The sequence below is a fragment of the Paraburkholderia fungorum genome, from assembly GCF_902833645.1.
Lineage (GTDB): Bacteria > Pseudomonadota > Gammaproteobacteria > Burkholderiales > Burkholderiaceae > Paraburkholderia > Paraburkholderia fungorum.
In genome coordinates this window covers 389,578-403,186 of the sequence record NZ_CADFGE010000008.1, presented here as the reverse complement: position 1 = coordinate 403,186, position 13,609 = coordinate 389,578, and the positions used below count along the sequence as shown (strand labels likewise).

9 protein-coding genes and 1 pseudogene are annotated in these 13,609 nt (G+C 62.6%); 5 read left to right on the top strand and 5 right to left on the bottom strand.

All coding sequences use genetic code 11. The features are described 5' to 3' along the window. Positions 1–512 (bottom strand): annotated as a pseudogene (locus HWX91_RS24985) (hypothetical protein); the annotation flags it as partial. Positions 513–1,347: 835 nt separating this feature from the next. On the opposite strand from HWX91_RS24985, the gene HWX91_RS24980 reads away from it, so the two are divergent. Then, positions 1,348–2,130 (top strand): ABC transporter substrate-binding protein, encoded by a 783-nt coding sequence (locus tag HWX91_RS24980; RefSeq protein WP_028195245.1) that lies wholly within the window; start codon positions 1,348–1,350, stop codon positions 2,128–2,130. Between the two features lie 97 nt (positions 2,131–2,227). Here HWX91_RS24980 and HWX91_RS24975 read toward each other — a convergent pair whose 3' ends face one another. Next, positions 2,228–3,337: a polyamine ABC transporter substrate-binding protein gene (locus tag HWX91_RS24975; RefSeq protein ID WP_028195244.1), complete on the bottom strand. Its 1,110-nt coding sequence runs from the start codon at positions 3,335–3,337 to the stop codon at positions 2,228–2,230. 52 nt (positions 3,338–3,389) lie between these two features. After that, positions 3,390–4,517, bottom strand: coding sequence for a DmpA family aminopeptidase (locus HWX91_RS24970; RefSeq protein WP_028195243.1), 1,128 nt, complete (start codon positions 4,515–4,517; stop codon positions 3,390–3,392). A gap of 156 nt (positions 4,518–4,673) precedes the next feature. Between HWX91_RS24970 and HWX91_RS24965 the strand changes: the two genes are divergently transcribed. From HWX91_RS24965 to HWX91_RS24950, 4 genes are all read left to right on the top strand, one after another. Then, positions 4,674–5,477 (top strand): helix-turn-helix transcriptional regulator, encoded by an 804-nt coding sequence (locus HWX91_RS24965; protein ID WP_028195242.1) that lies wholly within the window; start codon positions 4,674–4,676, stop codon positions 5,475–5,477. A 219-nt stretch (positions 5,478–5,696) separates the two neighbouring features. Next, a complete protein-coding gene (locus HWX91_RS24960) occupies positions 5,697–7,553 on the top strand; it encodes a potassium transporter Kup (protein WP_081832970.1) in 1,857 nt (618 codons plus the stop codon). 57 nt (positions 7,554–7,610) lie between these two features. After that, positions 7,611–9,173 carry a DUF2235 domain-containing protein gene (locus HWX91_RS24955; protein WP_028195240.1) on the top strand — a complete coding sequence of 521 codons (1,563 nt, stop codon included), beginning with the start codon at positions 7,611–7,613 and terminating at the stop codon, positions 9,171–9,173. Positions 9,174–9,355: 182 nt separating this feature from the next. Then, complete coding sequence (locus HWX91_RS24950) at positions 9,356–11,725, top strand: DNA-binding protein (RefSeq protein ID WP_028195239.1); 2,370 nt, start codon at positions 9,356–9,358, stop codon at positions 11,723–11,725. 18 nt (positions 11,726–11,743) lie between these two features. Here the strand turns inward: HWX91_RS24950 and HWX91_RS24945 are convergent, their stop codons facing one another. Then, positions 11,744–13,012 carry an RNA polymerase sigma factor gene (locus HWX91_RS24945; RefSeq protein WP_028195238.1) on the bottom strand — a complete coding sequence of 423 codons (1,269 nt, stop codon included), beginning with the start codon at positions 13,010–13,012 and terminating at the stop codon, positions 11,744–11,746. Further along, positions 13,009–13,380, bottom strand: coding sequence for a YciI family protein (locus HWX91_RS24940; RefSeq protein ID WP_028195237.1), 372 nt, complete (start codon positions 13,378–13,380; stop codon positions 13,009–13,011). Before HWX91_RS24940 ends, HWX91_RS24945 begins: the two co-directional genes overlap by 4 nt. Positions 13,381–13,609: the final 229 nt, after the last annotated feature.

Here is a 13,609-nt window from a genome sequence, read left to right as displayed (position 1 = left end):
GAGCCACCCGAGCCACCCGAGCCACCCGAGCCACCCGAGCCACCCGAACCACCCGAACCACCCGAACCACCCGAACCACCCGAACCACCCGAACCACCGTGGCCGCCATCCCCAGAGCCGCCACCGTTCCCACCACCCGAACCGCCGGATCCGCCGTCTCCAGAGCCGCCTCCGTACCCGCCGCCATACCCGCCATAACCACCCATTCCGCCACCTGCAAAACCGCCGCCGTACCCCGAGCCGGAAACCGTCACGCCGCCCCAGGTCGTGCTGCCGCTAAAACCGGAGCCACTACTCACGCCCGAACCGCTGCCGGTCCATCCGCTGGGCGCGCCGCTGCCTCCTGTCCACGAGAATCCCGATCCCGGTTGCCCGGGGGTTGTCCATCCGCCGCCTTGCGTCATCGAGGGAGGAGTGGGGGCGGTCACATCTCCGGCGTGAGCCGGGGTCGCTAGCGACCACCATAGGAGTGCGCTTGCCGACGCAACGAGAGTGCGTTTGAAGGGAGCCATGATTAGTCCTTTCGCGATGAAATCGCGTCCTGATTGGTCAAAGGTGTAATCAGTGCCCCCGGAAAACCGCTGATCGGTCTTGCCTGAACGCTTGCTTTGAGCCCGACACCGCGCGTGTGTGCGCGTCGCCTTCGTATCGTTTTTCTGGAGCTGGCTGCGGTAGCGCCATGCTCGGATATGGCTTGCTCGGGCATTTGGCCGCTGCAAGTTCCGAGCCAATGCATTGTTAGCGCAAAGCGGTACGCTCCGCGTATGGTTCGTGCCGGAATTGAGTGGTGCGTGGTGCAGCGGGGCCTTGCCGGACGAGCTGCACGAGGTGGAGTGCGAAACACCGTGACGGCATAGCGCGGCGCGTGTTACGCCCTGGACGTTACGTGTTCCCACCACGTCGAACGTAACTTGCCGTTACGCTATCCGGCTGCGCGGATAGTTCAGACAAAAATTGCTGTCGTCATGATACGGACTCCGATCTATCAAGCCACATGTTGGAAACACGCGTTTAGATTTACGCCGACTCCGTGATTCTCTAAAGCTGCAGCGGGACCGGCTGTACCCGGCTGCAGCCGCCGCACTTGAACTGTGTTCGCAGCCGGTTCTCATGGCGCAGGTAGCGGGGTATCGGCCGCTTCATCTTCTCACTGGCGGCCGTGTGATATGCGTTGCATGCATGAAGTGATTTGTTTAATGCATTTGTAGGGATGGGCGGATTAAGGTCGAATGTCGGGCGCTGCGCGCCGGATGCAGTTCCGGCAACGGGCCCTGGCGTGCTTACCGCACGTTTGCGCTTGTTCACTCACGTCGCGCATTTCTTCAAAAGAATGACGAAAGGAAAAACATGAAATCCCTGCTTGCAACCCTGACGATTGCGCTGCTCGCCGTATCGTCCGGCAGCGCCATCGCGAAGGATTGGTCGACCGTGCGGTTCGGTGTCGACGCGAGCTATCCGCCGTTCGAATCGAAATCCGCCGACGGCAAGCTGGTCGGCTTCGACATCGATCTCGGCAATGAGATTTGCCGCCGCCTGAACGCGCAATGCGTGTGGGTCGAGAATGCGTTCGACGGGATGATTCCCGCACTGAAGGGGCGCAAGTTTGACGGCGTGCTATCGACAATGTCGATGACACCGGCGCGCCAGACACAGATCGCCTTCTCGTCGAAGGTATTCCGTATCCCGACTCGCCTTGTCGCGAAGAAGGGCTCGACGCTCCTGCCGACGCCGCAAGCGCTGGCCGGCAAGCGAATCGGCGTCGAGCAGGGTTCGATCCAGGAAACGTACGCGAAAACCTACTGGGAGCCGGCCGGCGCGGTGATCGCGTCTTACCAGGATCAGGATCTCGTTTACTCGGACCTGATTGCCGGGCGCATCGACGGATCGCTGCAAAACGCCGTGCAGGCCGAGGTCGGATTCTTGCACACGCCGCGAGGCAAGGACTTCGCATTTGCCGGTAATCCGCTTTACGACGCGAAGACGCTGGGAAGCGGGACCGCGATCGGTTTGCGCAAAGAAGATACCGACCTGAAGGCGAAGATCGACAAGGCGATCGCCGACATTCGCGCGGACGGCACGTACGACAGAATCGCGAAAAAATATTTCGACTTCGACGTCTACGGTCAGTGACAACAGACAGCCCGACGCACGCGCGCGATCGAGCGGTGAGTCGGGTTGTCGTGATTCGCTCGCAGCGGCAGTTTGCGCGGCCCGAACAGCGGCGAAGTTATCGCCCGGACTTGAGTTGCGTCCACAGCCGGTTCTGAAGTCGCAGGATGTCGGCCGGCAACGGCAATGACAGTGTGAGCGATTTCATCTTGTCGCCGCGAGGGTAGACCGCTTCGTTATCGAGAATATCCGGCTTCACGTAGGCACGGGCAGCCGCGTTAGCGTTGGGGTAGAAAACCTGATTGGTGATCGCCGCGCTAACCTTGGGCTGAAGGATGTAGTTGATCCATTGCATGGCGGCTTCGGGATGAGGCGCATCTTTGGGAACCGCCATCAAATCGAACCACAGCACGCCATCGCCTTTGGGAATGACGTAGCGAATCTCGTAGGCGCGATGGGCCTCTTGCGCACGCCGCTTCGCGATCCCGACGTCGCCCGACCACGCCAGCGCAATGCAGACATCGTTATTGGCCAGATCGTTGATGTAGCCGGACGAATTGAATTGCGTGATGTACGGGCGAATCGTTTTGAGCAGCTTGTACACGGCCTGATAATCCGCGGGGTTGGTGCTGTTGGGATCCTTATGCAGGTAGATCAGGCCCACCGAAAACGCATCCTCCGCCGAGTCGAGTATGGAAACGCCGCAGGTCTTCAACTTCGATACGTATTGCGGATCGAACAGCAGGTCCCAGCTATCGTAAGGGGCGTCCTTGCCCAATATCTGCGTCACTTTCGTGACGTTGTAACCGATGCCGTCCGTTCCCCATGACCACGGCACGGTGTACTGATTGCCAGGGTCGGCTGACGCAAGCATCTTCATGAGCGTGGGATCGAGATTAGCCAGATTGGGAATCTTGCTCTTGTCGAGCTTGCGGTACACCCCCGCTTCAATCTGCTTGCCGGCATAGCTGGACGACGGCACCACGATGTCATAACCCGACGAACCGCTGAGCAACTTTGCCTGCAAGGTATCGTCGCCGTCATAGACGTCGTAGCGCGTGTGAATTCCGGTTTCCTTTTCGAAGCCCGCTACGGTGTCGTCGGCGATATTGTCCGACCAGTTGTAGACATTCAGTTCTTCGGCTTTGGCAAGATTGGCCGTCACGGCCAGCAGCCCCGATGCTGCGAGGATTCCAGTGAGGACAGTGAGGAGCGGGCGAGATGTCATAGTGACCTTTCGGTTTTAATGAAGGAGTTCAGGCAACGGGAAGAAGCGTCAGTCAGTCAGCGAACGGGCGGATTGCATGATCGGCGTCGCGGCGCCAGCCAACCTGTTGCAGTGCTTTCAGTAGCCGGTCGACGCCGAGCGCGGGAACATGAACGCCTCGTCCGTGCATATCTTCAGCAGCAACAAGTGCGTTGAGGATGGCCTCTTCGACCGCTTCCGCAGCCGCGACGAATAGCGCAGAGATGAAATCGTGGCTGACGCTGCGCAGGTTGATGACAGGTTCGCCCGGCTTGCCGTAATCCGCCGGCGGTATGCCGTGGTTGCCGACCGAGAACGCGATGAAAATGTCGCCACTGGAGTATTCCGTGCCGCCGCCCACCCGGGCTAATCCAATGCTTGCCCGCCGGGCAAGCTGCGTGCACTGATGGGGAAGCAGCGGCGCGTCGGTCGCAAGCGTCACGACGATCGACCCCATGCCGGGCACGCCCGCCTGACGTTTGTCGAATGGCGACGGCAGATCCCGCAACACCTCCCCAACCGGATAGCCGGCCACACGCAATGCGTCGCGGCGTCCGTAGTTCGCCTGGACCAGCGCCCCGACCGTCCAGCCGCCATCTTCTTGAGCGAGCTTGCGCGAGGCGGTTCCGATACCGCCTTTGAACTCATGACAGATCATGCCGGTGCCGCCACCGACTGACCCCTCGGCCACGGGACCGCTGCGGGCCTTGGACTGCGCCTCGTGGACATGCGCCGCGGTGACGTGCTGGCCCCAGATGTCGTTCAGTACGCCGTCGAAGGTTTCCAGCACCACCGGCATGCACCAGTACTGGCTATCGCCAACCGACGCGCGTTCGGCGGCGACCAGTGCATCGCGAACCACGCCGACGCTGTGCGTATTGGTGTACGCAATGGGCGTGGTCAGCAGGCCGGATTCGCGTATCCACTCGAGACCGGTGGCATCGCCGTTTCCATTGAGCACATGACAGCCGGCAAAACATGGCTCGAACCGGGCGATGCCAGGGCGCGGTTCGATGATCGTCACGCCGGTTCGAATCGACGCTTCTGCGCGATTTTCGACCAGGGTACGATGGCCGACTCTTACGCCTTGCACGTCGGTGATGCCGTTAAACGGACCGGGCGTGCCGTGGCCAACTCGAACGCCAATGTCTCTGATACCCATACTTTTCTCCTGTGTTGCTCGTTGCGAGCAAGCTTGTCGACGCGCATGCGGCGGGGTATGGAGATGGTAGGGTGGCGGGCAATGAGTGAAAATCCGGCCGAAGGGCTAGAACGATAATGCGGCCTACCCTTTAAGGGGTAGTTGGCGGAGACCGGCATGCAGCTTGAAGTATCGGACGTTGCGTTTCATCAGCGGCTTGGACGTCTGGTCGAGAAACTCGACGACAAACAGTTCTGGCAAGCGCTGATCGACCTGTTGCGCAAGGTGGTCCACGTCGACAACTGGGTGGTGATGATTTTCTGGCCCAACGGAACGCCCCAGTTGATCGCGGAAATCCCGGCGCGCGCGCCCCACGACGAACTGTTCAAAGGGTATTTGAATAGCGTCTATTTGCTGGACCCTTTCTATCAATTCAGCCTCGGCGCGATCAGCCCGGGTGTGTATTGTCTCGACGAAGTGGCGCCCGATCATTTCCGCGAAACCGAATACTTTCGCCGTTATTTTTCGGTGAACGTGCTGGAAGACGAGGTGCAGCTTCTGGCGCCACTGCCGGCGGGCGGCACGCTGTCCGTATCGCTGGGTAGCGAACGCCGCTTCAACGCGACTGAAATCGGCACGCTCTGCCTGTACGGCGCATGGTTGCTGCCGTTGATGTGCCATGCGCTGTCGGCGCAGACAGCGCTACTCCCGCCGCCGGTCAGTTCATCCGCGCAAAGCGACCGGCGTCTTCACTTCGAACAGGCGTTGCACAAGCGCTCCAATGCTTCGTTGACCCAGCGTGAGATTGAAGTCGCGCTGATGATTCTGGCCGGTCATTCGACCAAAAATATGGCAAAACTGCTTGGCGTGTCGCCGGCCACCGCCAAGGTGCATCGGCGCAATCTTTACAGGAAGCTGAACATCTCGTCGCAGTCGACGCTATTTCTACTCATCATGGACGGGGAATCGGAGGCAAGCTGAAGCGGATGCTTTGAAACGCGCCCTTTTTTTTATACGCTGTTATCGACAGGCAGGCCGCAGCTCAGCCATGGCAGGAGACGGGCCGCCTGGCGCTCGGGACGGCGCATCGTTCGTTGGCGGGGGTCCTCACTCATAGAGAAGGAGCCATTCATGAAATCGTCTGCGGATCCGCAAACGGGCGTCCAGGCCGGCCACATCGGAGAACGTGGCCACGGGTCGATGGCAAAACTGGCGCTGGCCGCCATCGGCATTGTGTTCGGCGACATCGGCACCAGTCCGCTCTACACCATGAGCACGGTATTCGACTCGAGCCACGGGCTGGTGCTCAACCGCTTCAATGTGCTGGGCGTGGTATCGCTCATCATCTGGTCGCTGATCATCGTGGTGACGCTCAAGTATGTGACGCTGATCATGCGCGCTCACAACCACGGCGAGGGCGGCATCATGGCGCTGCTGGCGCTGGCTTCCAGTTCGGTGATGGACCGCCCGCGGCTGCGTAACGGCCTGCTGCTTGCCGGTGTGTTCGGCGCGGCGCTGTTCTATGGCGACGGCGTCATCACGCCGGCGATCTCGGTGCTGAGCGCGGTGGAAGGTCTGCAAGTGGCGGAGCCGCAGCTCAAACCCTACGTGGTGTCGATCGCGCTGGTCGTGCTGGTCGCCCTGTTTCTGATGCAGCGGCATGGCACGGCCGGGATCGGCGCGGTGTTCGGGCCGGTGATGGTGCTGTGGTTCGGCGTGATCGCGGTGGTGGGACTGCTCAACATCGGTCGCGCGCCGGCCATCCTGGACGCGTTCAACCCGTTCATCGGCCTCGAATTTCTGCTGCGCAACGGCTGGCGGGCCTTTATCTCGCTTGGCGCGGTGGTGCTGGCGCTGACCGGCGCCGAGGCGCTATATGCCGACATGGGCCACTTCGGCGCGCCGCCGATCCGCCTGTCCTGGTTCGCTCTCGTGCTGCCCGCGCTGGCGCTCAACTACCTGGGTCAGGGCGCGCTGCTGTTGTCGGACCCCAAGACCGTGGATAACCCGTTCTTCCACCTGTTCCCGTCGGCGACGCTCTTTCCGATGGTAGTGCTGGCCACGGTGGCGACCGTGATCGCGTCGCAGGCGGTGATCAGCGGCGCGTTTTCCATGACGAGGCAGGCCATGCAACTGGGCTTCATGCCGCGTATGGGCATCATCTATACGTCGGAACGCGAAGTTGGCCAGATCTACGTGCCCGCCATCAACTGGCTGCTGCTGATCGCGGTGGTGGCCGCCGTGCTGGGCTTCGGCTCCTCGACGGCGCTGGGTTCGGCCTACGGCATCGCCGTAACGGGCACCATGATGATCACCACCTTCCTCACGTTCTACGTGGTGCGCTACGCATGGCACTACAACTGGCTACTGTGCGTGTTGGCCACCGGCTTTTTCTTCGTCATCGACCTGGCGTTCTTCTCGTCCAATCTGCTGAAGTTCGTGGATGGCGGGTGGTTCCCGCTGCTGCTGGGCGCGATCATGTTCACCATCATGTCCACCTGGCACCGCGGCCGTGGACTGATGGTCGAAGAGGCCGGCGTCCATGCCGGCGCGCTGCCGCTGGCCAGATACCTCGACAGCCTGTTCGCAAAGGCGGCGACCCGCGTGCCCGGCACCGCGGTGTTCCTGACCATCGACCCCAACACCGTGCCGCACGCACTGGTCAATAACCTGGCGCACAACCACGTGGTGCACGAGCGTGTGCTGTTCGTGCATGTGATCAACCTGGACGTGCCCTATGTGCCGCGTGAGCAACGCGTGACGATCACGTCGCTTGGCCACGACTGCTACACGATTATCGTGGCCTACGGTTTCAAGGACGAGGTCGATCTTCCGCAAGCGCTGCGCGACTGCGAGCCGAAGGGTCTCGCGGTCGATCCGGCACAGGTGTCCTATTTCCTCAGTCATGCCACCGTGGTGGCAACCGGAGGCAAGGGGATGCCGGTGTGGCGCGAACGACTTTTCGGTGTGATGGCGCACAATATCGGCAACCCGGCGGCTTATTTCAAGCTGACCACGAACCGGGTGATCGAACTGGGCTCGCGAGTCGAAATATGAGGTGACGGTTGTTGCACTGCGTGATGAACGTCTCGCAGGACGAGAAGGACCACAAACATGAAAAGACTTTTCGTTTGCTGTGACGGCACCTGGAACTCGGACAGCGACGAGTTTCAGGGGGTGCCTGTTCCAACGAACGTTGTCCGCTTTTTCAACGCGCTGAGCGAGCGCGGCGGCGATGGCATCGAACAGCTTCGGTACTATCACGTCGGCATTGGTGCCAACGAAGGCAGGGTGCGCCGCGTCATCGACGGCGCGCTTGGACTAGGACTCTCCCGGGACATTCGAACCGCCTACAAGTGGCTGTCCGACCACTACGAAGAAGGTTCTGAAATCTTCGTGATCGGTTTCTCCCGTGGCGCGTTCACCGCGCGAAGCCTGGTGGGCATGCTGCATCACTGCGGGTTGCCGCACAGGGCAAGCTGGGCGCTGGTCAAAGAGGCATGGAACCTGTACCGGCTCGACCCAAAAATACCGGCGAACGTCAGCCGGCAGGAACGCTTCCGCGCCGCGCACGGCAAACCGCCGCCCATTCGCTTCCTGGGCGTATGGGAGACGGTGGGCGCGCTCGGCGTCCCTGAAATTGCGCAGTTATTCGGCCTCGGCAGGCAGCGTTTCGAATTTCATGACACGACGCTGTCGCCAGAAGTTGAACGCGCGGTACAAGCCCTCGCGATCGACGAGCAGCGCAACAACTTCTTGCCAACCTTGTGGACGGATGCGGATGGTTGCGACCCGGTGCGCGTGACCCAGTTGTGGTTCCCTGGGGTGCACGCTGACGTCGGCGGCGGCTACAAGGAAACCGGGCTTTCCGACGCCACGCTCAAATGGATGATGGCCGAGGCCGCGCGCTGCGGCGCGGTGTTCGCGCTAGCCATGCTGGAGCAGTTAGCCGATGCGGATCAGTCGTCGCCAGCCGCGGTGCATGGCGTATTGCATAACTCGCTGACGGGCTTCTACAGGAGAATCGGCTTTCGTCCGCGATCCTTCCCGTATCTGGCGAAGGATTCGCGGATATGCGCCGAATCGATCTCGGCGCTGGCCTTGGCGCGGCAGGCCGATCCGCCCATCTTTCAGGCTCCCTATCGACCCAACGTCAACCCCGCGGTCCCAGTTCAGGTACGGGTTTTCGCCAGTTCGTTGTGGAACTGGACAGGTATTTTCATGAAGCAAGGCGTGCGCTACCGGTTCAAGGTGCCTGACGGTCAAACATGGCTGGATGGGGACAGCGCGTCGGGCGCGGAGGGTACGCGGGGTACGTGGCTGCTACGCCTGCTGGCCTGGTCCAAACGGGTCAAGGGGGCGAACTGGTTCGAACTCTGCGGTGCGATTTCATACCCGGGGGACCCAGCGGAGCCGGGGGAGGCGGGCGTGCCGCCGGAACCCTTCTACTTCAGAATCGGTCGAGAGGTGGAGGTCGAGGCACCCCACTCAGGTTATCTATATTGCTTTGCCAACGACGCCAGCTGGGCGTACTGGAATAATCAAGGCAGTCTGCGGGTTGAAATTGTCGAATCGAGCGGTGTGCAGGCCGGCAAGACGGCACATCCCGCTTCAGACGAAGATCTGACCGCGCCTGCAACCGCGCCCGGAGGTTATGGAGCAGGCCAGCCGTCGTGACGCGTCAGGCGTTTGTCGGGCGTCGGCGACTTTGCGGGTGTGATCGCCATCACTGAACCCGCGACGCTGCTTGCCCATGCGATATGGGCAAACCCACGTCCTTTCATCGGCAATACGCTCGAATGCGGTAACGTATTGGGTACTCTATTTTCTGGCAAGCCATATTGAGCTTTGAGGCACTTATGTTCACGGACGCAGACACCATCACGGACGAACGGGTCGCGGAAATCGCGGATCGCATGGTCGAGGAAGGCCGGAAAGTTTCCCCGGTGACCATTTGGCCGGAGCTTCCCGGCGGGTCGATTGTTGCCATTGCAGCGGCTTTGCAACGCTGGCGCGAAGTGCGGCAGCCCGTTACGCCGCCTATGCAGGTGCAGGCTGCATTGCCGGGGCATATTGCCGAAACCATGATGAACGCCGCGGATCGGCTCTGGATGGCGGCTCAAGGCGAAGCCGACAAAGCGGTCAGTCAGCACCTGAGCGCCGTGAACCAGCAACTCGACGCTCTCCGTGCGGAACGCGATGAGGTGCTAGTCGAGTACCAGAAGTCGGCCGAAGAAGTTGCAGCAGAGCGCGAGCGCCATATTGCGCTGACGAATGCATTAGGTGCTTCCGAGGCCATGTCCGCTCGACTCACAGCGGAACTCGCGGCTGCGACGGGCCGGGCCGAAGCGGGCGAGGCTCGCGCGGCAGAACTGGCGCAGCGAGTGTCGACGGAACAGGCCGCGCTGGAGCACACCAGGGCGGATCTCGACGAGGAGCGCAAGGCGCGCGAAGAACTGGCCGCCGCCGTGTCGACCCAGAACGACGAAATCGCGCGGATGAAGCAGGCGCTCGACGAGGCGCGGCAGGAGATTTCCTCGCTGGGCTTCGATTGTCAGGCGAAGTCGGCCGAAGCGGATAAAGCATTGCAAGAGGCAACTGCGGCGTCGGCTCGCGCGGAAGCGGCCACGGAGCAGGCGAGCGAGAGTCTCGCGCGGGTCGCCGGACTGGAAGCCGAAAGGGATGAGGCGCGTCACGCACTTGAAGCCGAGCGCCAGACAAGCGCAGCGCGTCGTGAGGAAGCCGCGATTCAGTTCGACGAATTGCAGCGTGTGAGCCGGGAATTCGAAGCGGCGCGGGAGCAGGTTGGTGCGATGACCGAAGCGAAAGCGGCGGCGGATGCCGAGCTCGCCCGGATTTCGCAGGAGGCGTCTGCTGCGAAGGAGCGGGCAGAATCGGCGGAACAGCATGCCGCGACGTTAGCGCAGCGACTTGCGGACCTCGAACAGGCGAAGACGGTTGAAGCGGAGCGATGGGCTCAGGAATCGAGCGCGGCCTCATCGCGTGCGGACGCCGCCGCGGCGCAGGCGAGCGAGAGCCTGGCGCGGGTCGCCGCATTAGAGGCCGAACTGACCGAGGCGCGCAACGCGCTTGCGGCAGAGCAGCAGACGAGCGCAGCGCGGCGCGAGGAAGCGTCGGTTCAGCTTGGCGAACTACAGCGCGTGACGAGCGAACTCGATGCGGTGCGGCAACAGCTTGACGCCATCACGGAAGGGAAATCCGCTGCGGATGCCGAACTGGCTCAGCTTGCACAGAATGCCTCGGCGACGAGCGCCGAACTGGCGAGGGTCTCACAAGACGCCGCGGCCGCCAAGGAGCGGGCGGAGGCTGCCGAACAGCATGCCGCGGCGTTGCAGCAGCAGCTTGCCGACGTCGAGCAGGCGAAATCGGCCGATGCGCAACGATGGGCGCAGGAGGCCGGCGCGGCGTCGTCGCGCGTAGAAGCGGCCACTGCGCAGGCACATGAGAGCCTGGCGCGGATCGCTGCGCTTGAGGCTGAGCTGGGCGAAGCGCGCAGCGCGCTCGCGGCAGAGCGCGATGCAGGCGCAGCGCGGCACGATGAAGCGTCGCTTCAACTGGGCGAACTGCAGCGTGTGACGAGCGAACTCGAGGCGGCGCGGGAACAGGTTCGTACTATCACCGAGGCGAAAACGGTGGCGGAAGCTGAGTTGGCTCGGGTATCGCAGAACGCGTCGGCAACGAGCGAGGAACTGGCCCGGGTTGCACAAGACGGTACCAGCGCAAAGCAACGGGCCGAGGCCGCCGAGCAGCACGCGACGACGTTGGCGCAACGTCTCGCGGAAGTCGAAAAAATTCGCGCGGAAGAAGCACGACGCCATCTTCAGCTTGCCAATCAAGCGTCCGAATCAGCGTCGGCGGAAGAAGTCGCCGAGTTGCAACGCCAGATTTCGGCTCAGGCCAAAGCGCATGAGAAGGCTTTTAACGATCTTAGGGCAATCGCGGAACAGTGGGTCGCGCACGCGAAGGATCTCAAGGAACGACTCGCTGCGGCAAACGAGAAGCTTCTGTTTATCGACTCGCGCAGTACAGGAGAAGTGGCGCTCATCCGCAAGCTCTCGTCCGAACTTGAGCGCTTCAAGCCGGATAGCGATCTGATATCCCGGGACACGCAGCAAAAGCTGATCGGCGCGACGATGGCCGAGCGGCTTTCGCAGAAGGGTTACCGGTATGATCCGACGACGGCGGTGATGTCGAAAGTCGAGCGTTGATTGGCGGACTGCACCGATCTAACTTCCCGCCGATAACACCTCAGTGCGTTTGCGCTGCAGAAACCGGCGCGCGGCCGGATCGCGTTCGAGTCCGATCGCGAGGTCGTACGCGCCAAGCGCTTCGGCCGTCGCACCGGCACGCGCGAGCAGATCGGCACGCGCGGCCCAGTACGGCTGGTAGTCGCTCAGTCGCGGATCGTCCGCGTACGGCTCGAGCGCGTCGAGCGCCGCCCGCGGGCCGTCCCGCTCCGCCTGCGCGAGCGCTCGGTTCACGGCGACCACCGGCGAAGCCGAGAGCGCGAGCAGCGCATCGTAGAGTTGCACGATCTCATCCCAGTTCGGGCGATGCGTCCAGCAGCGGTGGACGTGCGCGGACTGCAGCGCGGCTTCGAGCTGAAAGCGCCCGATGGTATTGAATGCGCTTGCGCGTCTTAACAACGCGCTGGCGGCGTCGATCATCGGTGCGTTCCATGTCGCCGGATCCTGAGCCGACAGCGGCACGTACTCGCCGGCTGCGTCGCGTCGCGAATCGCGCCGCGCCTGCGCGTACAGCATCAGCGAGAGCAGACCAAGCGTCTCCGGTTCCTCGGGCAGCAGCTCGACGAGCAGTTGTGCAAGAAACAGCGCCTCGCCGGCGAGATCGCGCCGCTCGGTATCGCTGCCGACCGGATCGGTCCATCCTTCCGCATACGCCGCATAGACCGCTTCCAGTACCGCAGCGAGCCGCTCGGGCAGCTCCTCGCGCTCCGGTACGCTGAACGGAATGCCGGCTTCGCGGATCTTGTTCTTCGCTCGCACGAGACGCTTGGTCATCGCGGCGGGCGACATCAGGAACGCGGACGCAATCGTCTTCGCTTCGAGCCCCAGCACCACCTGCAGCATGAGCGGCGTGCGAATCGCGGCGTCGAGCGCCGGGTGCGTGCAAGCGAACAGCAGCGCAAGCCGCCGGTCGGGCAACAGGCCGGCTTCGCGTTCGTCGATCTCGTCGGCGAGGATCGCGAGCTGGTTCACCACTTCATCGCCGACCCGGCGATGTCGCGCGCCGTCGAGCGCCCGGCGGCGCGCCACCGTCATCAGCCACGCTTCGGGATTCGCGGGGCAGCCGCGCTTCGGCCAGTCCGCGAGCGCGGCCGCAAACGCGTCGGCGAGCGCGTCCTCGGCCGCGGCGACGTCGCGGGTACGCATCGCCAGCAGCGCGACGAGCTTGCCGTAACTGCGGCGAGCGACCGCCTCCGCAATCGAATGTGTGGCACCGTCAGCGTCACGGTCGCCGCCGGACGGGTTCATGCAACAGATGGCGCGTCGTAGGGGGCAGTCCAGACCGGGCGCACTTCCATCAGGCCGTGCGCCGCGCCGGGACAACGCGACGCCCACGCGATTGCCGCGTCCAGATTGGGCACGTCGATCAGGTAGTAGCCGGCGAGTTGCTCCTTCGAATCGGAAAACGGTCCGTCAAGCACCTGCGGCTTGCCGTCGACAAGCCGTACCGTGGTGGCCGTGCTCGTGTGCTGCAACCGGTTGGAGCCCAGCAGCACCTCCGCTTTTTTCAACGACTCGGTGTACGCCTGATAGGCTGCAACGCCTTGCTGCCGCTCGCTGGCGGTCATTTTGTTCCAGCCGTTCTCTTCCGAGTAGATCATCAATAGATATTGCATATGAGCCTCCGTCATGGGGTTAGGGCGGGCGAATTGCATTGAGCCGCCACTACAATGACGCGCGGGCCGCATGCTGACGGACAGGTGGCGTCGAAAAAATCGCGAACGGCAGTTGTGTGCCAGGGGAGTGCAGCAGTACCCGGCCAACTCAGGCTACTGGAGGTCGCCATGGGAATTATCGGCCCACAACCTTAAGCGCGTCACGAACTCTTCCGCCAAAAATGCGGCG